The 23,301-nt window shown below is 71.4% G+C and carries 24 protein-coding genes; 8 read left to right on the forward strand and 16 right to left on the reverse strand.

Features of this window, described 5'->3' with window-relative positions; genetic code table 11:
• Positions 1–45: 45 nt before the first annotated feature.
• The 5 genes from BV453_RS05770 to BV453_RS05790 form a co-directional block, all read right to left on the reverse strand.
• Complete coding sequence (locus BV453_RS05770; protein ID WP_025104872.1) at positions 46–318, reverse strand: hypothetical protein; 273 nt, start codon at positions 316–318, stop codon at positions 46–48.
• Positions 305–712 (reverse strand): phage holin family protein, encoded by a 408-nt coding sequence (locus tag BV453_RS05775; RefSeq protein WP_025104873.1) that lies wholly within the window; start codon positions 710–712, stop codon positions 305–307. The genes BV453_RS05770 and BV453_RS05775 overlap by 14 nt, the downstream gene beginning before the upstream one ends.
• Position 713: 1 nt before the next feature.
• On the reverse strand, positions 714–1,127 hold the full coding sequence (locus BV453_RS05780) for a hypothetical protein (RefSeq protein ID WP_249521094.1): 414 nt from the start codon (positions 1,125–1,127) through the stop codon (positions 714–716).
• A gap of 169 nt (positions 1,128–1,296) precedes the next feature.
• Entirely contained in the window at positions 1,297–2,805 is a 1,509-nt protein-coding gene (locus BV453_RS05785; protein WP_249521095.1) for an NAD(P)/FAD-dependent oxidoreductase, read from the reverse strand.
• Between the two features lie 92 nt (positions 2,806–2,897).
• The gene (locus tag BV453_RS05790; protein WP_029989796.1) at positions 2,898–3,209 is read right to left on the reverse strand and encodes a metalloregulator ArsR/SmtB family transcription factor; all 312 of its coding nucleotides are present in this window, start codon (positions 3,207–3,209) and stop codon (positions 2,898–2,900) included.
• 66 nt (positions 3,210–3,275) lie between these two features.
• On the opposite strand from BV453_RS05790, the gene BV453_RS05795 reads away from it, so the two are divergent.
• The gene (locus BV453_RS05795; protein ID WP_249521096.1) at positions 3,276–4,169 is read left to right on the forward strand and encodes an NAD(P)H-binding protein; all 894 of its coding nucleotides are present in this window, start codon (positions 3,276–3,278) and stop codon (positions 4,167–4,169) included.
• A gap of 51 nt (positions 4,170–4,220) precedes the next feature.
• On the opposite strand, the gene hemE is transcribed toward BV453_RS05795, so the two are convergent.
• Positions 4,221–5,243: a uroporphyrinogen decarboxylase gene (gene hemE, locus BV453_RS05800; protein WP_249521097.1), complete on the reverse strand. Its 1,023-nt coding sequence runs from the start codon at positions 5,241–5,243 to the stop codon at positions 4,221–4,223.
• Between the two features lie 72 nt (positions 5,244–5,315).
• Between hemE and BV453_RS05805 the strand changes: the two genes are divergently transcribed.
• Genes BV453_RS05805 through BV453_RS05815 form a run of 3 tightly spaced genes read left to right on the forward strand, consistent with a single transcriptional unit; the run spans position 5,316 to position 7,673 of the window.
• Positions 5,316–6,632, forward strand: coding sequence for a glutamyl-tRNA reductase (locus BV453_RS05805; protein WP_249521098.1), 1,317 nt, complete (start codon positions 5,316–5,318; stop codon positions 6,630–6,632).
• A gap of 25 nt (positions 6,633–6,657) precedes the next feature.
• Entirely contained in the window at positions 6,658–7,248 is a 591-nt protein-coding gene (locus BV453_RS05810; protein ID WP_249521099.1) for an HhH-GPD-type base excision DNA repair protein, read from the forward strand.
• Positions 7,248–7,673, forward strand: coding sequence for a DUF1801 domain-containing protein (locus tag BV453_RS05815; RefSeq protein WP_249521100.1), 426 nt, complete (start codon positions 7,248–7,250; stop codon positions 7,671–7,673). Before BV453_RS05810 ends, BV453_RS05815 begins: the two co-directional genes overlap by 1 nt.
• A gap of 90 nt (positions 7,674–7,763) precedes the next feature.
• Here BV453_RS05815 and BV453_RS05820 read toward each other — a convergent pair whose 3' ends face one another.
• The 3 genes from BV453_RS05820 to BV453_RS05830 all read right to left on the reverse strand — a co-directional run bounded on the left by BV453_RS05820 (position 7,764) and on the right by BV453_RS05830 (position 11,852).
• The gene (locus tag BV453_RS05820; protein WP_249521101.1) at positions 7,764–9,443 is read right to left on the reverse strand and encodes an ABC-F family ATP-binding cassette domain-containing protein; all 1,680 of its coding nucleotides are present in this window, start codon (positions 9,441–9,443) and stop codon (positions 7,764–7,766) included.
• Positions 9,444–9,721: 278 nt separating this feature from the next.
• Entirely contained in the window at positions 9,722–10,420 is a 699-nt protein-coding gene (locus tag BV453_RS05825) for a hypothetical protein (protein WP_249521102.1), read from the reverse strand.
• 46 nt (positions 10,421–10,466) lie between these two features.
• Positions 10,467–11,852, reverse strand: a complete 1,386-nt coding sequence (locus tag BV453_RS05830; RefSeq protein ID WP_025104883.1) for a glycine--tRNA ligase — start codon at positions 11,850–11,852, stop codon at positions 10,467–10,469.
• 116 nt (positions 11,853–11,968) lie between these two features.
• On the opposite strand from BV453_RS05830, the gene BV453_RS05835 reads away from it, so the two are divergent.
• Positions 11,969–13,438, forward strand: a complete 1,470-nt coding sequence (locus BV453_RS05835) for a peptide MFS transporter (RefSeq protein ID WP_025104884.1) — start codon at positions 11,969–11,971, stop codon at positions 13,436–13,438.
• A 12-nt stretch (positions 13,439–13,450) separates the two neighbouring features.
• Here BV453_RS05835 and BV453_RS05840 read toward each other — a convergent pair whose 3' ends face one another.
• Positions 13,451–14,140 (reverse strand): GNAT family N-acetyltransferase, encoded by a 690-nt coding sequence (locus tag BV453_RS05840; protein WP_025104885.1) that lies wholly within the window; start codon positions 14,138–14,140, stop codon positions 13,451–13,453.
• Between the two features lie 48 nt (positions 14,141–14,188).
• Positions 14,189–14,809: a hypothetical protein gene (locus BV453_RS05845; protein ID WP_249521103.1), complete on the reverse strand. Its 621-nt coding sequence runs from the start codon at positions 14,807–14,809 to the stop codon at positions 14,189–14,191.
• Between the two features lie 56 nt (positions 14,810–14,865).
• On the opposite strand from BV453_RS05845, the gene BV453_RS05850 reads away from it, so the two are divergent.
• The gene (locus BV453_RS05850; protein WP_249521104.1) at positions 14,866–16,305 is read left to right on the forward strand and encodes an MFS transporter; all 1,440 of its coding nucleotides are present in this window, start codon (positions 14,866–14,868) and stop codon (positions 16,303–16,305) included.
• A 90-nt stretch (positions 16,306–16,395) separates the two neighbouring features.
• Here the strand turns inward: BV453_RS05850 and BV453_RS05855 are convergent, their stop codons facing one another.
• The 4 genes from BV453_RS05855 to BV453_RS05870 form a co-directional block, all read right to left on the reverse strand.
• Positions 16,396–16,794: a hypothetical protein gene (locus tag BV453_RS05855; RefSeq protein ID WP_249521105.1), complete on the reverse strand. Its 399-nt coding sequence runs from the start codon at positions 16,792–16,794 to the stop codon at positions 16,396–16,398.
• A gap of 222 nt (positions 16,795–17,016) precedes the next feature.
• Positions 17,017–17,982: a serine hydrolase gene (locus BV453_RS05860; RefSeq protein WP_025104889.1), complete on the reverse strand. Its 966-nt coding sequence runs from the start codon at positions 17,980–17,982 to the stop codon at positions 17,017–17,019.
• A 111-nt stretch (positions 17,983–18,093) separates the two neighbouring features.
• Entirely contained in the window at positions 18,094–20,079 is a 1,986-nt protein-coding gene (locus BV453_RS05865; protein WP_025104890.1) for a M13 family metallopeptidase, read from the reverse strand.
• 45 nt (positions 20,080–20,124) lie between these two features.
• Entirely contained in the window at positions 20,125–20,670 is a 546-nt protein-coding gene (locus BV453_RS05870) for a DUF1992 domain-containing protein (protein WP_249521106.1), read from the reverse strand.
• Positions 20,671–20,764: 94 nt separating this feature from the next.
• On the opposite strand from BV453_RS05870, the gene BV453_RS05875 reads away from it, so the two are divergent.
• On the forward strand, positions 20,765–22,087 hold the full coding sequence (locus BV453_RS05875) for an MATE family efflux transporter (protein ID WP_249521107.1): 1,323 nt from the start codon (positions 20,765–20,767) through the stop codon (positions 22,085–22,087).
• Positions 22,088–22,197: 110 nt separating this feature from the next.
• Positions 22,198–22,566 (forward strand): hypothetical protein, encoded by a 369-nt coding sequence (locus BV453_RS05880; RefSeq protein ID WP_249521108.1) that lies wholly within the window; start codon positions 22,198–22,200, stop codon positions 22,564–22,566.
• 27 nt (positions 22,567–22,593) lie between these two features.
• On the opposite strand, the gene BV453_RS05885 is transcribed toward BV453_RS05880, so the two are convergent.
• Positions 22,594–23,259, reverse strand: a complete 666-nt coding sequence (locus tag BV453_RS05885; RefSeq protein WP_126894242.1) for a TrmH family RNA methyltransferase — start codon at positions 23,257–23,259, stop codon at positions 22,594–22,596.
• Positions 23,260–23,301 lie beyond the last annotated feature (42 nt).

Raw genomic sequence — 23,301 nt, forward strand, 5'->3', positions numbered from 1 at the left:
ATCAGGGGAATACTGCCCCCGCCCGAGGGCGGTGCGGGGGGTGGCTCAGCGCGCGATGGCGCGGGCGATGGCCCACACGGCCCCGCCGACGGCGGCGGCGATCCCGACCGTCGCGGCGATCGCGGCAGCCGGATTGCGGTCCGCGAACGCACGCGCCTTGACGGCGGCGCGCGCCGACGCCTTCTCGACGCGCCGCGGGATGTTCCCCTTGACCTCGATGGCGGCGAGGGCCGCCTTCAGCTCGGCGCGCGCGGAGGCGACGGGATCGACGATTCCCGCGGGGACCGCGGTGCGCGGCAGCGACTCAGGGGTGCTCATCGCCGGCCTCCTTCACGATTCGGATGTCTTCGGCCACGGCTTGTGCGGGGTTCTGGCGACGGAGCACCTTGCGGAACTTCAGGATGCCGAGCAGTGCGAACAGCAGCACGGCGATGATGAGGATGCCGAACACCGCCAGCGCGGACAGCCACACCGGCCACCACGACGACAGTCCCGCGATCGCGAAGACGAGGATCACGGGCACGGCCCAGAACAGGAAGAACAGCGCGACGAGGAACCAGACGGAGCCGACCCCCGCGTCCTTCGCGGTGCGCGACACCCACGCCTTGGCCGCGTCGATCTCGGCCTTGACCAGATTCGTGACGAGCTCCGGCAGGTCGCCGAGCAGCGTCAGCAGGCTGTCGTCGGCGCGATCCCGATATCCGCGGGGCATGTCAGTCGCCGGACTTCCGCGGGGCGGGCTTCTTCGCGGCCGGCTTCGAGGCAGACGGCTTCTGGGCGTCGACGGCGCGCTCCTTGACCTCGTCGACCGCGTCCTCCGCGGCGTCCGAGATCTCCTCGGCCGCGTCCTTGCCGGAGGCGATGACGGCATCGAGCTTCTGCCCGGGCGTGCCGTCCCCGGTGACCGACTTCACGATCTTCACGGCACCGGTCCAGACGGCTCCCGGGACCGCGGCGGCCTTGTCGCCGACGAAGCCCTTGACCTTGTCGACGCGCTCCTGCACGGGGTCGGTGTTCCAGACCTTCAGCCACTGCGTCTTGATCTGCTCGTAGCGCTCGCGTCCTGCGCGGGTGCCGAGCACATAGCCGACGCCGAGTCCGACGACGAGTCCGATCTTCCCCTTCATGGGGTCTCCTCACGTTGTTCCGGCTGTGGTCCGTCCCGGGGGACGCCGATCGCCCGCGTCTCCACCGCGATCAGGTACCCAGCGTAACGCCGTATGCCGATTTCGGCATCAATCGATCAGAGGGTTGACACAGAGGCGTCGAGCGCACTCGCGCGTGCTCGGCGGACGCTCAGTCCCAGAGGAGAGCGCGGCGCAGGCGGTCCGCCTCCTCCGCAGCGTCGGGCACGACCTGCGCGAGTCCCGTGCCCGCGAGCCAGGCGCCCACAGCAGCCAGTCCTGGCACGCCCCGCACGGCCTGACGCGCTGCGGCACGCCGCTCCCCCGAGCCGATGATCGACGCGGGCTGCGCCTGCACGAAGCGCCCACGGTGACCCGCCACGACCTGGGCGGGCGACAGCGGGACCCCCAGGAGCGCCGAGGCCTCCCGGCGGGCGAGGTCGATCGCGGCCCCGTCATCCAGCGCCGCGGTGGCCGCCGGTTCCCCCTGCGCACCGAAGGAGACGCGGACCACCTCGCGGTCGCCCGCGGCCTCCCGCACCCACGACCACTTCGCCGTGGAGTGCGTGAGCGCCTTCGCCGTGTGGCTGTGCGGAACGGTGAGCACGCCGGTGCCGCGGGGCGGGGTGCGCAGCGCGGGCGCGTCGAGCAGCAGACTGATGATCTCGATCTCGGGGGCGGGCGCGGCGTCGGCGGCCGCGAGGGCGGGTACGGCGCCCGCGAGCAGCTCCCGCGCGCCGTGCTCGGAGGTCGCGACGATCACGGCGTCGGCGACGAGCTCCGCCTCCTGGGTCGCCTCCTCCCCCTCGATCGGCTGGTCCGCGGCGGGCTCCTCGACCACGACGCGCCAGGTGGTGCCGTCGGTGGTGAGGCGACGGGCCCGGACGCGAGTACGGACGGTCGCACCGAGTTCGTCGAGGTCGGCCGCGAGGGCGTCGACGAGCACGCTCATGCCGCCGACGAGCCCCTCGACGGCGGCACCGGGTGTCTTCGCGCCGCGCGACGCACCCTCTCCGCGGAGGGCCAGCACCGCACCGGACAGGGAGCCGACGCGGGTGAGGGCGGCGTTGAGCCCGTGGGCGGCGACATCGATGTCCACGTCCTCCGGGGATGCCGAGTAGACGCCCGTGGTGACGGGGGCGACGAGGCGGTCGCGCACCTTCTCCCCCATACGCGAGGCGACGAGGCGGCCGAGGCTCAGCTGGTGCCCGATCGTGAGCGGCGGGCGCACCCGGTCGAGATAGGCCCGCCAGGCGCCGGACCAGCCGATGATGCGGCGGACGTCGTCCTGGAACGGGTTGCCGGGGATGCCGAGTATGCCGCCGGCTGGAAGCGGAGCCGCGCCGCCGCCGGGGAGCCCGGCGAGCCACGCCCCTCCCGCCTGCGGCGTCACGACGCGGTCGGAGAGGCCGAGGTCGTCCACGAGGGCGCGGACATGCCCGCCCTTCGTCGCGTAGCTCTCCGCCCCGGCGTCGACGACGACCCCGTCCAGGGCGACCCTGCGGATCACGCCGCCCAGGGCCTCGGACCCCTCGAGCAGCGTCACCCGCATGCCGACCTTCGCGCACTCACGGGCGGCCACCAGTCCGCCGACGCCGCCTCCCACCACGACGACGTGCTTCTGTGCGGCACGGGCGGCCAGGTCGGCCGGTTCGGCGGGTGCGGGGCGCTCAGGGCTCATGCCTCCATCCTTTCACCGCCCCTGTGCTTCGAATCGCCCGATTGGCCGGATAATCGCCGCGGATGCAGCCAGGTGCGCGATTCGAACGGAGGTCAGGCCCGACTGCGCTTGCGGACCTCGCGGAGGACGATCTGCTCGGGGCAGACGGTGGAGAGGAAGTCGCCGACGGAGAGGGCCAGGCGTTCGCCGACGAGCGAGTAGAAGATGCGGTTGGCGTCGCGACGCTCGGAGACGAGGCCCGCCTGCCGCAGCACGCTCAGGTGCCGGGAGATGGTCGGTCCGCTCGCGGAGAACCGCGACGCGATCTCCCCGGCGGCGAGCTCCCCCTCCTTGAGGTCCTGCAGGATCTGCCGCCGGGTGGGATGGGCGAGCGCCGCGAAGATGTCGGATGCGCTGTCGGCCATGCTTGCAATATAGCACCTTCGCTAGATACCGTTTCGCCAGATAGCTAATTAGCGAAGGAGAACACCATGAAGGTCGCCATCACCGGAGGCAGTGGATTCGTCGGCCGCGCCCTCGCCGATCGCCTGGAGGAGCCCGTGGTGATCTCCCGACGCTCCGGCGCGGACATCACGGACGTCGATGCGCTGACCGCAGCGTTCGCCGGGTGCGACGCCGTGGCCCACTGCGCCGGGATCAACCGGGAGATCGGCGACCAGACCTTCCGCCGCGTGCACGTGGAGGGGACGGCCGCCGTCGTCGAAGCCGCCCGCCGCGCCGGTGTCCGACGCCTCGTCATGGTGAGCTTCCTCCGCGCCCGTCCCGACTGCGGCTCCGGCTACCACGAGTCGAAGTGGGAGGCCGAGGAGATCGTCCGCGGCTCCGTGCTGCCGCACACGATCCTGAAGTCCGGGATGATCTACGGCCCCGGCGATCACATGGTCGATCACGTGACCCGCGCCGTCCGCACCCTCCCCTTCTTCTGGACGGTCGGCTACCGCGAACGCACCGCCCGCCCGGTCCCGGTCGAGGATGCCGCGGACGTGCTGGTGGCCGCGCTGGAGGGGCGGATCCCGGAGCGGACGGTCGCGGTGATGGGGGCGGACGAGGTGACGCTCGGAGAGGCCATCCGCCGGATCGCCCGTGTCGCCGGACGCCGCCCCGCCTTCCTCCCGGTGCCGACCTGGGCCCTACGGGTGCTCGCGCAGCTCACGGAGTGGACCATGGTCGTGCCCCTGGTGGCGAAGGCGCAGGCGCGGATGCTCGCGGAGGGTGTGAGCGAGCCGGCACCGTGGGCGCCGGAGCCGCCGGAGGGCATCCGCCCCTCACGACCGTTCGACGACGACAGCATCCGCGCGGCACTGCCCACCGGGCGCTTCGGCCTGTCGGACCTGCGGCTGGCGCGCGCGCTTCGAATCGCGTGAATGGCTGCATCTGGGCCGCAGATGCCGCAAAGCAGGCGATTCGAACGGAGGTCAGCCGGCGTGCACGAGCTCGACGATGCGCGTGAGCTGGTCGGGGTCGGTCTCCGGGGGCACGCCGTGGCCGAGGTTAAGGATGTGCCCGCGGGCCGCGCGACCGCGCTCGAGCACGTCGCGGACATGCGCCTCGAGCACCGGCCACGGCGCGCCGAGGAACGCGGGGTCGATGTTGCCCTGCACCGACACGTCGGGGCCGAGGATCGCGGCGGCCTCGTCGAGGGGCAGCCGCCAGTCGACCCCCACGCCGTCCGCGATGCCGTCGAGCCGCATGTCGCCGAGGAAGGGCCCGGTGCCGACGCCGAAGTGGATGGTCGGGACGCCGATGCCGTCCAGAGCCGTGCGGGAGTGCGGCGCCACGAAGGTGCGGTAGTCGGCGGGGCTGAGGGAGCCCGCCCAGCTGTCGAAGAGCTGCACGACCGCGGCGCCGGCATCGCGCTGCGTCTCCAGGAACCGCCGCGAGATCTGCGCCAGCCAGCCCGCGAGACGGTGCCAGGCCTCGGGCTCCGCATGCATCATGCCGCGGGCGCGCAGGTGCTCCTTGGACGGACCGCCCTCGACGAGGTACGCGGCGAGGGTGAAGGGCGCCCCCGCGAAGCCGATGACCGGAGTGTCGCCGAGCTCCGCGACGACGATGCCGACGGCCTCCGCGATGGCGCTGCCGTCCAGGCTCTCCGGGTCGATGGCCGTGATGCGGTCGACGTCCGCGACCGTCCGCGCCGGGTTCGCGAAGACGGGGCCGCGGCCGGGCTCGATCTCGACCTCCACGCCGGCGAGACGCAGCGGGATGACGATATCGCTGAAGAACACCGCCGCGTCGACGCCGTGCCGTCGCACCGGCTGGAGGGTGATCTCGGCGGCGAGGTCGGGGGTGAGGCAGGCGTCGAGCATCCTCGTGCCGACCCGCAGCTCCCGGTACTCGGGCAGGGAGCGGCCGGCCTGGCGCATGAACCAGACCGGAGCGGTGGCGGGGCGGTCGCCGGTGAGGGCGCGCAGCAGCGGGGCGTCGGAGAGTGCCATGCCCCCATCCTCCCATCCGGCGTATAGGGAGCAGCCGAGTCCCGGCTTCGGATGCTCGGGTACAATCGAAGGGTGCTGCTGTGTGTGACGGCGAGTCACAAGACCGCCTCCTTCGAACTGCTCGAACGCCTGAGCCGCACCCCCGACGACGTCGCTCCCACCATCGTGGGCATGGCGCCGTGCGTGCAGGGTGCCGTGGTCCTGGCGACGTGCAACCGCTTCGAGGCGTACGTGGAGATGGACGAGCCGGTGACCGCGGCCGGCGCCATCGGCGTGGAAGCCGTCATCGAGGCGGTCGAGTCCGCGACCGGAATCCCCGCTGCCGATCTCGACGGCGCCTACGCCGTGCACTCCGGTCGCCGCGTTGCCGAGCACCTCTTCTCCGTCGCCTCCGGCCTCGAGTCGGTCGTCTCCGGTGAGGGTGAGATCGCCGGCCAGGTCCGTCGGGCGCTGAAGTCGGCCCGCAAGGACGGCACCACCTCCCCCGAGCTCGAGCGGCTGTTCCAGCGCGCGAGCCAGGCGCAGCGCAAGGTCAAGAACGTCACCGCTCTGGGCCGCGCCGGTCGCTCGCTCGTGCGTCTCGCACTGGAGCTCGCTGATAGCCGCATCGCCGACTGGTCCGCCGAGCGCGTGCTGCTGGTCGGCACGGGCGCCTACGCGGCCGTCACCCTCGCGACCCTGCGCGAGCGCGGCGCCGTCGACATCTCCGTCTACTCTCCCTCCGGCCGCGCCGAGATCTTCGCAGCCAAGCACGACATCCGCCCGGTGCCGGCCGAGGAGTACGCGCGCACGGCGGCGCACTCCACGTTGCTGATCACCTGCACCACCGCGACCGAGCCCGTGCTCGGCCCGGAGCACCTGCAGCTGCCGGTCGGCCTCGCCGCCGCGGGCTGCCCCGTCGCCGCGACCAGCGGCACCACCGGGGTCCCGAGCCGGCTGGTGGTCGACCTCGGCATGCCGCGGAACGTCGACCCGGCCGTGGCTGCGCTGGAGGGCGTCGCGCTGCTCGACCTGGAGACCATCCGCCTGCACGCCCCGCTGGAGGAGCTGCAGGCGACGGATGCCGCCCGGAGCGTCGTCCGCGAAGCCGCGGAGACCTTCCACGTGGTCGGTGCCCGCCAGAGCGTGACCCCGTCGGTCGTCGCCTTCCGCTCGCACATCTTCGAGCTGCTGGAGCGCGAGATCGACCGCGCCCGTGCCCGTGGCGACGAGGACGGCAAGGTCGAGCAGGCGCTGCGGCACCTCTCGGGCGTGCTGTTGCACACGCCGACCGTGCGGGCTCATGAGCTCGCCGCCGCCGGTCGCGCGGACGAGTTCGCCGCCGCGCTGTCGACGCTGTACGGGATCACCCCTGCCGCGGACACGGTCGAAGACGCCGCCACAGCCTGATCCGGCGGGGTGGGAGACTGGAGGCATGGCCCTTCACATCACCGGAGACACCGCCGCCGACGCCCTGCTGACCGAGAACCCGACGGCTCTGCTGATCGGCATGCTGCTGGACCAGCAGATCCCCATGGAGACCGCGTTCACCGGACCGCTCAAGATCGAGCAGCGGACGGGAGCCGCGGATGCTGCGGCGATCGCGGGCATGGCACCCGAGGAGTTCCTGGAGGCCTTCCGCCAGACCCCCGCGGTGCACCGGTTCCCCGGCTCCATGGCGACGCGGGTGCAGACCCTGTGCCAGGCGCTCGTCGACGACTGGGACGGGGATGCCGCGGCCCTGTGGACGCGCCCGTCGACAGGCTCAGGGACCCAGCCGAGCGGCGTCGAGGTGCTCAAGCGGCTCAAGGCCCTTCCCGGCTTCGGTGAGCAGAAGGCGAAGATCTTCCTCGCCCTCCTCGGCAAGCAGTACGGGTTCACCGGCGAGGGCTGGCGGGAGGCTTCGGCGCCCTACGGCGAGGACGGGTCGTACCGCAGCGTCGCCGACATCGTGTCGCCGGAGTCGCTGACGAAGGTGCGCGAGTACAAGAAGGCGATGAAGGCCGCGGCGAAGGCGGCGAAGTAGTGCAGCCGACCGGGGACGACGTCGCGGACCTGATCGCCCGCTCCTCCCCGGCCGTGCGTCGCCGTGATGCGGAGACGCTGACCGCTCTCCTGCAGGACATCACCGGGCGCGAGCCGCAGACCTGGGGGTCGATCATCGGGTTCGGCTCCTGCCACTACCGCTACCCCACCGGGACGGAGGGCGACAGCGGCATTCTGAGCTTCGCCCCCCGGAAGGCCGCGACCACGATCTACCTCCTCGACGGGGTGGACGCCCACGCGGAGGCTCTCGGCGCGCTCGGCCCGCACACGACGGGGGTGGGCTGCCTCTACCTCAAGGACCTCGACGAGGTCGACCTCGTCGTGCTGCGCGGAATCCTCGAGCGTTCGCGCGCCTGGGTGGAGTCCGGCGGCGATGCGCACATGCAGCTGACCGTCACGTCGTAGCTCTCGTCTTGTCGCCGAGACCCCGGGTTCCCGCCGAAACCCCGGGGGGCGGACGTGCGGAGCCCGGGGTTTCGGCGGGAAGGCGGGGTCTCAGGTGGTAGCCACCCCCTCGTCAACCTGCACGCGCTGTGCGTCCGCCGCGTGACGACGCCACCGCCGATCGTGCGTCACCGTGACGACGGCGGCGGGGTGGTCCGCGAGAGCGTGCTCGAGCTGCTCCACGAGCTCGGGATCGAGATGGTTCGTCGGCTCATCGAGCAGCAGCAGATCGAATGGCGACGACAGGGCGACCGCGAGATCCAGCCGCCGACGCTGCCCGACGGAGAGAGCCCGCACGTCGCGGTCCACCTCCGACCCGCGGAAGAGTCCATGAGCCAGGAGAGCGTCCTGCGCGTCCGCCGGCGGCGTCCCGGTCCGAGCTGCGAAGACCTCGACGGCGGAACCCCGCAGGCGCGTGTCGACCTCCTGCCGGAGGAACGCGATCCGCGTCCGGTCCCCGCGGACGAGCGTCCCGGATGCGGGGAGGAGCTCGCCGGCGAGGAGACGGAGGAGTGTCGTCTTCCCGGCTCCGTTCGGCCCGGTCACGAGCCACCGCGAACCGGCCTCGATCGTCCACGGCGACACGGCGAGCCGTCGTCCCGGTTCGCGGACGGAGACGGCATCGAGCGTCAGGAGCGGCCCGCCGAGCGACTCCGGACCCTCTGCCGCGACCGTGAATCGCAGGGGCTCGGGCGGCGCCGGGCACGGGTTCTCCCGCAGCCGCGACAGCCTCTCCTTCGCCATGCGGATGCGCCCGACGGCACCGTGGTCGCGGCTCCGCGCCCGGAACGCGCCGTGACCGAAACCGTCGAGTTCGAGCTTCCGCGGGATCGCCTGCAGCCGGAACGCGTTGGCGGCGAGCAGGGCCTCGGTGCGTGCGACCTCGGCCTTCCACTCCTCGTGGCGCGCGACCGCCGCCCGGCGTTCGGCCTCGCGCGCCCGCAGGAACCCGGCGTAACCATCGCCGTAGCGACGGATCCGACCGTCCTCCACCTGCACGACGGCCGTCGCGAAACGGTCCAGGAAGTCACGGTCGTGCGTCACGACCACCAGCGCTCCCCGATGCGCCGCGAGACGGTCCTCGAGCCAGGTCAGCGCCCGGTCGTCGAGGTCGTTCGTGGGCTCGTCGAGGAGCAGGAGCTCGGCTCCGGAAGAGAGGGCGACCGCGAGAGCGAGCCGCGCCCGCTCTCCGCCCGACAGCGCGGCCACCGATCGCCCGCGGTCCAGCCCGCCCACCCCGAGCTGTTCGAGGGCGGTGTCGATGCGACGGTCCACCTCGTATCCGCCGCGGGACTCGAAACGGTCCTGCAACAGGGCCACGGCGGCCATCTGCTGCGCACGCTCGGAAGGGGTCGCGGCGGCGAGGAGGTCGTACGCACGGGCGAGGTCGTGCTCCAGCGCGCGGAGGTCGCCGAGGAGCTCGTCGATGGCGTCAGTCACCGTCGCTCCGTCCGCGAACACCGGGTTCTGCCGGGCATGCGCGATCCCGCCGGGAAGGTCGAGCCGCACCTCCCCGGCCGTCGGCGCGAGAACACCGGCGAGCAGATCGAGCAGCGTCGACTTCCCGGCGCCGTTGTCCCCGATGACGGCGAGGCGGTCGGCGGGGCCGACGACGAGGTCGATCCGGTCCAGCACGAGTCGGTCGGCGAATCGGACGGAGGCGGCCTGTAGCGCGCACTCGCGATGAGCGCGGGCCGAGGAGTCGGAAGGGGTCGAGAGTACAGGGAACATGAGGGATCCTCTCCAGCGGCGCACGCGCACCGCCGGGATCTGCGTCGATGACGCGGGGAACAGGAACCTCGACCGCACCCGGAGTCGGGCGCGTTCGCTCAGGACCCACCGCGGAGAAGAGCTCTCGACGCGGCGTCCCGATCTAGCGAATCAGAGTACCCACGAGGAGCGACCATAGCAGGGTCACTCCACGCCCGCCAGACCCCGCCTTCCCGGCGAGACCCCGACGTACCCCCGCCCGCGCCCCGGGGTCTCGGCGAGAACCCGGGGTCTCGGCGTCAACGGCGACTGCGAGGGAGGGAGGAGAGTGAGGAGAGGCTGGAGTGGGCGGCGGGGAGGGCGAAGAGGAGGACGATCGCGAGGACGATGCCGCGGACGATCCAGAGGCCGGGCTCCCAGATCACCTCGTAGTTCCCAGGGAGGCCGAGGAACGCGGCGATGATCGATCCCCACGACGCGCGGCCGCTGCTGTCCGTGTCGATCGAGAGTCCGCCCACGATGCTCAGCACGCCGAGGCTCAGCAGCACGATCGGCATGATGAGGGCGCCGGGCTTCGCCTCCCCGCGCGCGATCAGGCGGATCACCGTCACGAGCGAGACGAGCGGGAACACGAAGAAGAACCAGACGAGGGCGCCGAGCAGCAGCCCCACGACGATGAAGACCGGCACCCAGAGGAGCATCCAGGGGCCTTCGTCGGCGACGAAGTAGCCCGGGTCGCGGAGGATCGCGACGACGAAGCCCGCCAGGGTCCCCAGCGGGAGCACCGCGAGCACCCACCAGAACACGGCCTTCGGCACGCGTTTCCGGTCCCCCAGCCGCGTCATCACGATCTGGATGATGACCGCGGCGGCGAGCGCCGGGAGGCCGAACATCGCGATGATGGGCCCGGCGCCGTCGTTCTCCCGCAGGTCGAGCACCGTGAGGATCATCCACGACACCGCGAGCGCCCCGAGCACGATGGCCGCGACCGGACGCACGGGCGAGGCTTCTCCCCGTGCGCCGGCTCCCCCCGGTGCCGTCACGTCAGGCGCCGCGGAGGCGCTCCGCCAGGTAGGCGTGCAGCTCATCGATCGGGACGCGCTCCTGCGCCATCGTGTCGCGGTCGCGCACGGTCACGGCACGGTCGTCGAGCGAGTCGAAGTCGACCGTGACGCAGAACGGCGTGCCGATCTCGTCCTGGCGGCGGTAGCGACGACCGATCGCACCGGCGTCGTCGAAGTCGACGGCCCACGAACCGCGGAGTGTGTCGGCCACCTCGCGGGCGAGCGGCGACAGGTTCTCGTTGCGCGACAGCGGGAGCACCGCCGCCTTGACCGGAGCCAGGCGCGGGTCGAGCTTGAGCACGGTGCGGGTGTCGGTGCCGCCCTTGGCGTTGGGCACCTGCTCCTCGACGTACGCGTCGACGAGGAAGGCCATCATCGCGCGGGTGAGTCCGAACGACGGCTCGATCACGTACGGCGTGTAGCGCTCGCCCGTGGCCTGGTCGAAGTACGTCAGGCTCTGGCCGGAGGCCTCGCTGTGGCTGGAGAGGTCGTAGTCGGTGCGGTTGGCGACGCCCATGAGCTCGCCCCACTCCTTGCCCGCGAAGCCGAAGCGGTACTCGACGTCGATGGTGCCGGCCGAGTAGTGCGCGCGGTCCTCCTCCGGCACGTCGAACTGCCGCATGTTCTCCGGGTCGATGCCGAGGTCGATGAACCAGTTCCAGCACGCCTCGACCCAGTGGTCGAACCACTGCGGCGCCTCGGCGGGCGGCGTGAAGAACTCGATCTCCATCTGCTCGAACTCGCGGGTGCGGAAGATGAAGTTGCCGGGGGTGATCTCGTTGCGGAACGCCTTGCCGACCTGGCCGATGCCGAACGGCGGCTTCTTGCGGCTCGCGGTGAGCACGTTCGAGAAGTTCACGAAGATGCCCTGCGCGGTCTCGGGGCGCAGGTAGTAGAGGCCGGACTCGTCGTCGACGACGCCGAGGTAGGTCTTCACCAGACCGGAGAAGGCCTTCGGCTCGGTGTACTGCCCCTTGGTGCCGCAGTTCGGGCAGGGGATGTCGGCGAGACCGTTCTCGGCCTTGCGACCCTTGCGCGCCTCGAAGTCCTCGATGAGGTTGTCGGCACGGAAGCGCTTGTGGCACTGCAGGCACTCGACGAGCGGGTCGGTGAAGGTCGCGACGTGGCCCGAGGCCTCCCACACGCGCTTCGGCAGGATGATGCTGGAGTCGAGGCCGACCATGTCGCCGCGGCCGCGCACGAAGGTCTGCCACCACTGCCGCCGGATGTTCTCCTTCAGCTCGGTGCCGAGGGGTCCGTAGTCCCAGGCCGACCGGGAACCGCCGTAGATCTCACCCGCCTGGAACACGAAACCGCGGTGGCGGGCGAGGGCGATGACCTTGTCGAGGCGGGACTGTTCGGCCACGGTGGCTCCAATGGTCGGATGCGGAGAATGCCCGTGAGCACGGGCACCCCCATTCTATCCGGGGCCGGAGCGCAACCCCTGGCCGCGGGACCCGCGGGAGGAGTACCGTCCCACGCATGAGCACCACCGCGCAGCCGCCCGCCTCCCGCGACGAGGACACCCGCTTCTTCGGACAGCCGTGGTCGCTCGTGCACATCTTCGGCGTGGAGATGTGGGAGCGCTTCAGCTTCTACGGCATGCAGGGCATCCTGCTCATCTACCTGTACTTCTCGGTGGCCGATGGCGGTCTCGGCCTTCCGGAGGCGGTGGCGGGCGGGATCGTCGGCGCGTACGGCGGCTCGGTGTACCTGTCCACCATCCTCGGGGCCTGGCTCGCCGATCGGCTGTTCGGCTCCGAGCGGGTGCTGTTCGTCAGCGCCATCGTCATCGTCTCGGGCCACCTCGCCCTCGCCCTCCTGCCGGGGTTCGTCGGCGTGGGGGTCGGACTCGTGCTCGTGGCCCTCGGCTCGGGAGGCCTGAAGGCGAACGCGACGTCGGTCGTGGGGACGCTGTACCGTCCGGACGACGTGCGGCGCGACGCCGGGTTCTCGCTGTTCTACCTCGGCATCAACCTGGGCGCGTTCCTCGGTCCGATCCTCACCGGGCTGCTGCAGTCGACCCTGGGCTTCCACTGGGGATTCGGCCTCGCCGCCCTCGGCATGACCCTGGGTCTCGTGCAGTACTCGTTCGGCCGCCGCGGCCTGCCCGCCTCCGCGCGCGCGGTGCCGAACCCGCTCCCCCGCTCGCGCTATCCGCTGGTCGCCGGCATCGCCGTCGGGGCGGTCGTCGTCATCGCGGTGCTCGTGCTGACCGGGGTCATCCAGGCCGACAACCTCGCCACCATCGTGATCGTGGTCACGGTGGTCGCCGCCGTCGCCTACTTCGCGGTGATCCTCGGCAGTCGCCGTATCGACGCCACCGAGCGCTCGCGTGTCTGGGGCTTCCTGCCGCTGTTCCTCACCAGCGTCGCGTTCTGGTCGCTGTACCAGCAACAGTTCACGGTGCTGACGATCTACTCCGACAAGCGCCTCGACCGCGATCTGTTCGGGTGGGAGATGCCGGTGTCGTGGGTGCAGTCGATCAACCCGGTGTTCATCATCATCCTGTCCGGGGTCTTCGCGGCCATCTGGACGAAGCTGGGGACGCGCCAGCCGTCGACCCCCGTCAAGTTCGGGCTGGCCGCGATCATCATGGGCTCCGCGTTCCTGCTGTTCCTGCCGTTCTCCGGCGGCGGTGCGAACTCGACGCCGCTGCTCGCGATCGTCGGCATCCTCTTCGTGTTCACGGTGGCCGAGCTGTTGCTCTCGCCCGTGGGGCTGTCGGTGACGACGAAGCTCGCCCCGGCCGTGTTCCACACGCAGATGGTCGCGCTGTTCTTCCTGTCGATCGCCCTCGGCACCGCCATCTCGGGCGAGCTCGTGAAGTTCTACGATCCGGAGAACGAGGTGCCGTACTTCTCGATCCTCGGTGGCATCGCGATCCTCGTCGGCATCGGCCTGCTGCTGAGCGTGAAGCCCGTGCTGCGGCTCATGCGGGGCGTGCGGTGACGGCCCCGGCGATCACGCGGTGAAGAGGTAGCCCCGGCCGGTCTCGAAGCCCGCGATGTGGAGGCCGCTGCCGAGCAGCCCCTCCATCTGCGCGCGCAGCCGCAGCCGCCACTCGTGCGCGGCCGCCGGGTCGGACTCCCGCATGCCCTCGATGTCGTCCGGGATCTCCAGCGTCTCGACGACGGCGTCCTCCGCCGGGGGCTTGGCGATGTCCGCAAGCGCCCACTCGACGTCGAGGCGGTCGCTCTCGTCGCCCGCGTCGCCGCCGCCGAAGATGCCGTACCGGTTCACCGAGTAGCCCGTGGCGCGCGCGCCGAGGACGGTGAGGAAGAAGTGCGCGTTCCGGGCGACCAGCGGGTCGAAGGTCCAGGTGATGCGGCCGACGTCGCGGGAGAACGCCCACTGCCGCTGGTGCTCCTTGAGTTCACGGCCCCATCCGCGCCCCCGGTACTCGGGCAGCAGAGCCGTGATGTGCGAGTGCATGGCGCGGCGGGCCGGTTCGCCGAAGAAGGCGATCGAGGCGCCGACCATGCGCTCCTCGTCGCCCTCGCCGTCGAAGAAGCCGACGACGTAGTTGCCCGACTGCTGCAGGGCACGGAGGGTCCCGGCGTCCACCACGCGCTGCGGGCCCCGGATGGAGTCGAGCAGGCTCTGGGCGTCGAGGATGAGTTCAACGGTGTCGAGATCGCGGATGGTTCGCACGATCCCAGTCTGCCCCTCCTCCGCCCGTTCGCGGAAACCGACTCCGGCTCACCGGTACGGGAAGGCCTCGCCCCCGCCCGCGGCGAGCGCCTCCGCGACGATGCGGAGGTGGTCCTCGGCCATGTCCGCCGGCAGCGGCGGCAGGATCCCGTCCCAGAACGCGAGCACCGCGCCGCGTCCCTGCATCATCCCGGCCGGTCGGGCCAGCGCCCACATGTGCATGTGCGCGGAGCCGTCGTTCCAGCGCCCGAAGTGACAGCGGGCGACGCCGGGGATGCTCTTCACCGCCTCGGACACGCGCTGCATCAGCGGCCCGAGGGCGGCGAGCACGTCCTGCGGCGCGTTCTCCAGGAGCCAGTGCTCGCGCGGCGCGACCCCGCCGATGAAGGGCAGACCGCCGACGTCCCACCCGGCACGCACCTGCAAGAGGTCGTCGTGCCAGATGGTGTGCACGCTCGGACCGCAGTGGCCGCATGCGGCCGGGTCGTGCTCGCCGGCGCGGGGCTTCTCCGGCACGAGCATCGGCTCGAGCGGCCGCATCGTGACACTCTCGAACGCCCAGGGCAGCCCCTCCGCGAGCGCCGAGGCGTCGAGCACCTCGCCGATCGGGAGCCGGCGGTGGTACGCGGAGTCGGCGGGGTGCTGCGCGGGCGCGGAGTCGTCGGTCATCCGGCCATGCAACCACATCGGCCCCTCCCCTCCGGGAACGCCGATAGCCTGAGCCGGTGGGTGCGAACGACGACAGAGCCAGGAAACGCCTCTCCCGTACCCCTCCGCGGTGGGCGATCATCGCGGTGCTGGCGTTCGCGGGCCTGTGCTCCTCGTTCATGTTCACCCTCGTCGTGCCGCTGCAGGCCGAGCTGCCGCAGCTGCTGAACTCCTCGCGCGAGGACACCACCTGGGTGGTGACGATCACCCTGCTCGTGGCCGCCGTCGCGACCCCGATCTCCGGCCGTCTCGGCGACATGTACGGCAAACGCCGGGTGGTCATCGCGCTCCTCGCGATCCTCATCGTGGGATCGGTCATCGCCGCGCTCTCCGGATCGATCGTCGGCGTCATCATCGGCCGCGCCCTCCAGGGGGCCGTGACCGGCGTCGTGCCCCTCGGCATCGCCATCATGCGCGACGTGCTGCCGCCCGAGCGCCTCGGCACCGCGGTGGCCCTGATGAGCGCCACCATGGGCGTCGCCGGGGCGATCGGCATGCCCGTCGCCGCGCTGCTCGCCGAGAACGCCGACTGGCACATGCTGTTCTGGCTCGCCGCCGCCCTCGGAGTCCTCGGGCTGCTGCTGGTGCTCGCCGTGGTGCCGGAGGACGTGCTCCGCTCCCCCGGGCGCCTCGACGTGCTCGGGGCCATCGGACTCGCCATCGGCCTCACCGGCCTGCTGCTGTTCGTGTCGCGCGGCGCCGAGTGGGGCTGGACGGCGCCGCTGACCCTCGTCTGCGTGATCGGCGGCGTGGCGGTGCTGCTGCTGTGGGGCTGGTACCAGCTGCGCACGGACGATCCGCTGCTCGACCTCCGGGTCGCGGCCCGGCCCGCCGTGCTCTTCACGAACATCGCCGCCATCGGCATGGGCTTCGCCCTGTTCGCCTCGAATGTCACGTTCCCGCAGATGCTGGAGATGCCGGCGGTGGGCGGCGCCGGCTTCGGGCTCGACATGGTGGCCGCGTCGCTCGTGATCATGCCGGCGGGTCTGGTCATGATGGTGATCTCCCCGCTGTCCGGGTGGCTGGAGCGCACCGTGGGGCCGCGCCCGCTCTTCACCGTCGGGGCCATCGCGATCGTGCTCGCCTACGTCTTCGTACTGCTGTGGTCGACCGAGGTGTGGCACATCTTCGTCGCCAACATCTTCATCGGCGTCGGCATCGGGTTCACCTTCGCCGCGATGCCCATGATCATCATGCGGTCCGTGCCCGCGAACGAGACCGGGGCGTCGAACGGCCTCAACGCGCTGTTCCGCTCCGTGGGCACCTCGACGGCCTCGGCCGTGATGGGCGGGGTGCTCGCGGCGATGAGCGTGGACGTCGGCGGGGTGGCCGTGCCGACACGGGCCGCGTTCGAGGTCTGCTTCTGGCTCGCGATCGCCGCCGGCATCCTGGCCGTGGTCCTGTCGCTGTTCATCCCGCGACGGCGCGCCGAGGAGCCGCACCCCTCCCTGCGCTAACCCGTTCGGCGGTCGTTGATTTGCATCGAGATCGCAGAGATTCCCGCAGAACGTGCGACCTACGGCGGATCTGCGACCTGCGGCGGAGGGTCAGCGGGAGATCGTGCGCGGATCCGGGTCGTCGGCACGCGGTGGCCGCAGCCGGGCGGGAAGCGGCCACGGCAGGGTGAACTGCGCGGTCGCGGGACGGGTCATGTCCCCGAAGTCGTCGACCTTCACGACGATGCGCCCCGGCGTGCCCTCGTCGTCCGGCGTCACTTCGAGGATGCGCACCCGCAGCGGGCGGTCACCCTCCCCCTCGAGCATCCACGGATCGGCGAGCCAGGCGATGCCGTGGTCCTCCAGCGCGGCCTCCGCGTCGAGCCACTCGCCCGGGCCGAAGACCCTGCGCCCGAGGACATCGACGGCGATCCAGTCCTCGCCCTCCGGATGGATCCAGCCGAGCAGCTCGCCGTCGTCGCGGCGGTGCGGGGTCCAGGCATGAGGCATGCCCCGATGCTAGCCGCCCGTGGCCTCGACCAGGCGCTCGCGCGACATCAGGCCGGGTGCGACCCCGACGCCTGATGCCACGCGGATGCCTGCGCTCGCGTGTGGGATTCCGGGGACGTGGGAGAAGGGGAACACGCGAGGTCAGGCGACCGCGGGAGGTCAGGCTCGTTGTCACTCTGGAAGCCTGATGCGGCGCGGATGCCTGCGCGGGGTCAGGCGGGGTCAGTGCGTGTACTCCATGAGCTCGACGCCGAGCACGCGGAAGGCGTCGTGCGCGCGGAGGCGGTGGCTGATCGACAGGTCGTCGAAGCACACGATCATCGAGTAGGCGACACCGGCCCGCGGCCCCGCGAGCACGCCCGCCTCAGCGCGCACTCCCCGGTCGCGGCCGGTCTTGTTCACGAACAGCAGGCCGTGCGCGTCGTGCTCGTGTGCGAAGGGGTCGAGCCCGGTCGAGGCGGCCACGAGACTGAGGTCCTGGTTGAGGCTGAGCCACTCCGACACCTGGGCGCTGACGGCGGCATCCACGACCTGGGAGTTCACGAGCGCGGAGAACAGCCCGGCCAGCTCGCGCGCCGACCCCACCGCGACCTGCGGGGCGTCGTCCGGACCGCGGCGGTCGCGGAACCGGTCGAGCAGGGCGGTGCGACGCAGGCCCAAGCCCTCGATGCGCTCGCGCACCCGGTCGTGCCCCACCTTCTCCAGCAGGATGTTCACGGCGATCGGATCGCCGGCGGTCGCGGCCAGTACGGCGAGATCTTCCAACGGCAGGGCCGGGGCCCGCAGGTGCCGCCACAGTCCGGAGCTCTCCACGGCCTCGACGCTCGTGCGCTCCACGATCTCGAGAGGGTCGAGGGCGCCGGACTCGAACGCGGCCGCGACCTCGATGAGCAGCGGGACCACACCGAGCCCGGCGACGGGCATGGTGACGTGGTCGTCTCCCGCCAGCACGTGCACATGGGAGTCGAGGTCGACCACATGCACCGACACCTGCGCCCCGGAGTTCGCGAGGCCCTCGAGGGCCTTCAGCGTCGACGTGAACGACCGCCGGCCGACGGCCACGCGGCGCGGCAGCCGACGGGCTCCCGGCCGCTGCGAACGGCGACCGCTGGACGACTCGGGCGCGCTCCCGGACGCTCCGGGAGCCGAGGGGTTCCGGAACGCGTCACCAGGGTCGGTCGCACCCACGCGTGGTCCTTCAGGAGGGGGAGGGATACTGCACATCCGGGAAGGGGCGCCCGGCGGCAGGGCTATCGTAACCCCACCGCCGGAGCGTGCCTCACAGAGTCCGGAGGTTCGTCACCAGATGGTCACACGGGACGACTCCGGCAGCCAGAGGGCATCCTTCTCGGTGACGCCGAAGGCGTCGTAGAACGCATCGATGTTGCGGACGATCTGGTTGCACCGGAACTCGTTGGGCGAGTGCGGGTCGATCGTCAGCAGGCGCAGCGTCTCGGCCTCGCGGCTCTTCTGCTGCCACACCTGCGCCCAGGACAGGAGCAGCCGCTGCACACCGGTGTAGCCGTCGATGACCGGCCCTTCGACGGGCTCCGGCACCGACGGATCGGCCCGCAGCGACAGCTCGTACGCCTTCAGCGCGATCCCGAGGCCGCCGAGATCGCCGATGTTCTCACCGATGGTGAGGGCGCCATTCACGTGATGCTCGGCGTCCAGTCCCTCCGGCACGAGGGCGTCGTACTGCGCGATGAGCGCCTTCGTGCGCTCCTCGAAGGCCGCGCGATCCGCGTCGGTCCACCAGTCCTGCAGGCGCCCCTCGCCGTCGTATCGGCTGCCCTGATCGTCGAAACCGTGGCCGATCTCATGCCCGATGACCGCGCCGATCCCGCCGTAGTTCGCGGCCGCGTCCCGTCCGGCGTCGAAGAACGGGTACTGGAGGATGGCCGCGGGGAAGACGATCTCGTTCATCGAGGGGTTGTAGTACGCGTTCACCATCTGCGGCGGCATGTGCCACTCAGTGCGGTCGATCGGCTTCCCGACCTTGTCGATGTTGCGGTCGTGCTCGAAGATCGCCGCGCGGCGCACGTTGCCGAGGAGATCGGTCCGGTCGATCACGAGGGCCGAGTAGTCACGCCACACCTCGGGGTGGCCGATCTTCGGGGTGAACGCGTCCAGCTTCGCCAGCGCCCGCTGCCGGGTCTCCGCGGTCATCCACTCCAGGGTCTCGATGCTCTGCCGATAGGCCTCGACGAGGTTCGCGACGAGCTCGTCCATGGCCGCCTTCGCCGTCGGCGGGTAGTGCCGCTCGACGTAGACCTTGCCGATCGCCTCGCCCAGGGCCCCTTCGGTGACGGAGACGCCGCGCTTCCAGCGTTCGCGGATCGTGGGGACGCCGGTGAGCTGGGTGCCGTAGAACGAGAAGTTCTCCTGCACGAGCTCGTCGGTGAGGTAGGGCGCAGCCGCGTGCACGACCTTCGCACGCAGCCAGGCCTTCCAGTCGTCCAGCCGCTCGGGAGTGAGCAGAGCGCCCAGCCCCTCGAAGAAGCTCGGCTGCGCGACGACGACCTCGTCGAACGCCTGCGGGTTCGTCGGCGTCACGGCTTCGCGCCACGGACTGAGGTCGACGCCGGCGAGCTCCTGCAGCTCGTCCCACGTCTTGAGGTTGTAGGTCGCCACCGCGTCACGGCTGCGCACGTTGTCCCAGTGGTGTCCGGCGAGCTCGGTCTCCAGCGCGATGGAGCGCTCGGCCTGCGCCGCGGCATCGGTCACGCCGGCGAGCGAGAGCAGGCGCTCCAGGTGCTCCCGGTACGCCGCGCGGGTCTCCGCGAAGGTGTCGAGACGGAAGTAGCTCTCGTCCGGCAGCGAGAGCCCGGCCTGCACGAGCACCGGGAGGTAGCGCTCCGGGTTCCCGGGGTCGCCGTCGACGTAGAGGCCGATCACCGCCGCCCGGCCCTCCCGGTCGTAGGTGCCCACGGTGCGCAGGAAGGCCGGGATGCCGTCGATCGCGTCGATCTCGGCGAACGTCTCGGCCAGCGGGGTCACGCCGGCGGCGGCGATGCGGTCGGTGTCCATGAAGCTCGCGAAGAGGTCGCCGATCTTGCGGGCGAGGGTGCCCTCCTCCGCCTCCTGCGACTCCTCGACGATCGCACGGACGTCCTTCTCGGCCTGCTCGGCCAGCAGATGGAAGGAGCCCCAGCGCGCCTTGTCCCCGGGGATCTCGGTGCGAGCGATCCAGGCGCCGTTCACGTGGCGATACAGGTCGTCCTGCGGGCGGATGTCGGGGCTGAGGTCGTCGAGCGCGAGGCCCGCGGGAAGCACGTCGGTCATGCGCTCCAGCCTATGGCCGGGGTCCCCCACGGTGTCCAGAAGACCTCAGTCCCGGCGTCGGCGCCCGAAGCGTCGGCGCCGCGGCGACGTCTCGGGCAGCGGTGTCCGCGCGGCCCGGCGTTCCGCCCACGCGACGACCTCGGCGTCGACGTCGCGCAGCGGGGTCACGACGGGAGGTCCGCCCTGGAGCTGGCGTCGGGCCTCGCGCACACGCCGGTTGAAGTCCTCGAGCACCTCGCGCACGTCGGACTCGCGACCGAGGAGGTCGAGCTGCCCGTCGAGCTCGCGGTCCTCCGTGCGCAGGAGGATGGCGGGAGGGCCGAGCCCGGTCAGGCCCTCGGTCTCGATCTTCCGGCGGATCCACCAGTCCGGGTCGTGGTGGTCGCCGAGACCTTCGAGCGGCTTCCCGGCTCCCGGCAGATCGTCGAAGTCGCCGCGACGGATGGCGACCTGGATGGCGGATTCGACGAAGGCGGCTCTATCGACCGCCGCCGCCGCGGACGGGGTGCCGGTTTCGCTGTCGTCTTCAACACTGCCGCCCTGCTGCTGCCGCGCTCGATAGCGCGCGGCCGCCTCCCGGGGATCCGTCATGGTGCGCCTCCGTCCGCTCGGAGCTCCTCCTTCACCCTAGGTCCGGTCGAGGCCGGAGGTCTCGGGTGTCGACGACAGGTCATAGGCTCGGAGGATGGCCGCCCGCACCTCCCTGAACCGCGAGATCCTGCGCCTGGCGGTCCCCGCGCTCGGTGCGCTCATCGCGGAGCCGGCCTTCCTCATCGTCGACGCCGCCCTCGTCGGCCATCTCGGCACCGTCCCCCTCGCCGGGCTCGGCATCGCCGGAGCCGTGCTGCAGACGATCGTCGGCCTCATGGTGTTCCTCGCGTACTCCACGACCCCGGCGGTCGCGCGTCGGTTCGGGTCCGGGCGTCCGGGAGAGGCGGTCTCGGTCGGGATCAACGGCATGTGGCTCGCGCTCGGCCTTGGTGCCGTGCTCGCCGTCGTCGGCGCCGTCTCGTCGCCCTGGCTCGTCTCCCTGTTCGGCGCGAGCGCGGAGGTCGCGGCACAGGCGAACGAGTACCTCGTGATCTCAATGTGGGGGCTCCCGGCGATGCTCATCGTGTTCGCCGCCACCGGGCTGCTGCGCGGGATGCAGGACACCATGACCCCACTGTGGATCGCGGGGCTCGGCTTCGCGGCGAACGCCCTGCTGAACTGGCTCTTCATCTACGGCCTCGGCTGGGGCATCGCCGGCTCCGCGGCAGGTACGGTGACGGCGCAATGGGGCATGGTCGCGGCGTACGCGCTCGTGGTCCGGCGTCTGGCGACCCGGCACAGCGCCTCGTTGCGCGCCCAGCGGGAGGGCCTGCGCCACACCGCGACGTCGGGCGGCTGGCTGTTCCTCCGCACCGTGAGCCTGCGCGTCGCCCTGCTCGCGACCGTGGCCGTGGCGACCGGGATCGGCACGGAGGAGCTCGCCGGGTGGCAGATCGTGTTCACCATCTTCTCGGCGGCGGCCTTCGCCCTCGACGCGCTCGCGATCGCCGCGCAGGCGCTGATCGGCAAGGAGCTGGGTGCCGGTGACGAGGAGCAGGTGCGCCGAGTGCTGGCGCGGACGGTCGCGTGGGGAGCGTGGTTCGGCGTCGTGGTCGGCGCCGTCATCGCCGCCCTCTCCGGGGTGCTCGGCATCGTCTTCACCGGCGATCAGGGCGTGGCAGAGGTGGTGCAGCCGGCCCTGATCGTGCTCGCGGTGGCGCAGCCGGTCGCGGGCGTGGTGTTCGTGCTGGACGGAGTGCTCATGGGAGCGAACGACGCCCGGTACCTGGCGATCGCGGGCGGTCTGAACCTCGTGCCGTTCCTGCCCACCCTGGCGATCATCGCCGCGACGGGGGTCGACGGCACCGCCGGCCTCGTGTGGCTCGCCGTCGCGTTCTTCGGGGTGTACCTGCTCGCACGGCTGGCGACGCTGGGGTGGCGAGTGCGCTCCGGGCGATGGCTCGCCGCGTCGGCGTAGCTCCTCCACAGTCGACCCGAAGAACGACTTATCCCCCGCCGCCGGGCACAGCGGAATACAGCGCCCCGCCACTCTGTCGCTCCGGTCCAGCATGGAGCGACACTGAAGGGATGCTGGGGATGAACGACGCGCAGGTATGGACGACGATCGGGGTTCTCGCCTCGGGCATGTACGCCACGATCACGCTCATGGCGACGATGTTCGTGAGGATCATCAAGACGGAGATCGGCACGGTCCGCACGGAGATCGGCGGGATCCACACCGAGATCGGTGGGATCAAGGGCGAGATCGGTGGGATCAAGGGCGAGATCGGCGGGATCAAGGGCGAGATCGGCGGGATCAAGGGCGAGATCGTCGGCGTGAAAGCCGAGATCGGGGATCTCCGGAAGGAGGTGCACGGTCTGAGCCGGCGCATGGACGGCCTCGACCGCGACGTCAGCGCGATCTCGCGGCACCTCTTCGGCATCGATCCGGCCTGACGGAGCAGGTACGACCGCTCCTCGTGCTCACTCCGCGTGGCGACGACACCACTCGTACATGATGACGGCGGCGGCGGCACTCGCGTTGATCGAGCGGGTCGAGCCGTACTGCGTGATCTCGATGTGACCGGAGGCGGCAGCCAGTGCCTCCGGCGACAGCCCTGGCCCCTCCTGACCGAAGAGGAGCACGCACGAGCGCGGCAGGTCGGCGCGGTCCACCGGCACGGCCCCGTCGACGTTGTCGATCGCGATGACGGGCAGCCCCTCGGCGGCCGCCCAGGCGGCGAAGGTCGCGATGTCCTCGTGGTGCACGACGTGCTGGTAGCGGTCGGTCACCATGGCGCCGCGCTTGTTCCAGCGACGGCGGCCGATGATGTGCACCGTATCGGCGAGGAACGCGTTGGCGCTGCGCACGATGGAACCGATGTTCATGTCGTGCTGCCAGTTCTCGATCGCGACGTGGAACGGATGACGCCGCGTATCGAGATCAGCGACGATCGCCTCCATGCGCCAATAGCGATAGCGGTCGATGACGTTTCGCGTGTCGCCGTGCGCGAGGAGCTCGGGATCGTACTGCTCTCCCTCGGGCCAGGCCGACGGCCCTCCGGGCCAGGGGCCGACGCCGTATCCGGGCTGCGCCGAGGACCCCCCGGGGGTGGTCGGTTCCGTGCTCTCGGGGCGCTGCGCTTCCATCCCGCCAGGCTATCGCCGCCTCCGCTTGGTCGCCGTGGGGCG

Origin of the sequence: Microbacterium sp. ER1, from assembly GCF_023383675.1 — a bacterium.
Lineage (GTDB): Bacteria > Actinomycetota > Actinomycetes > Actinomycetales > Microbacteriaceae > Microbacterium.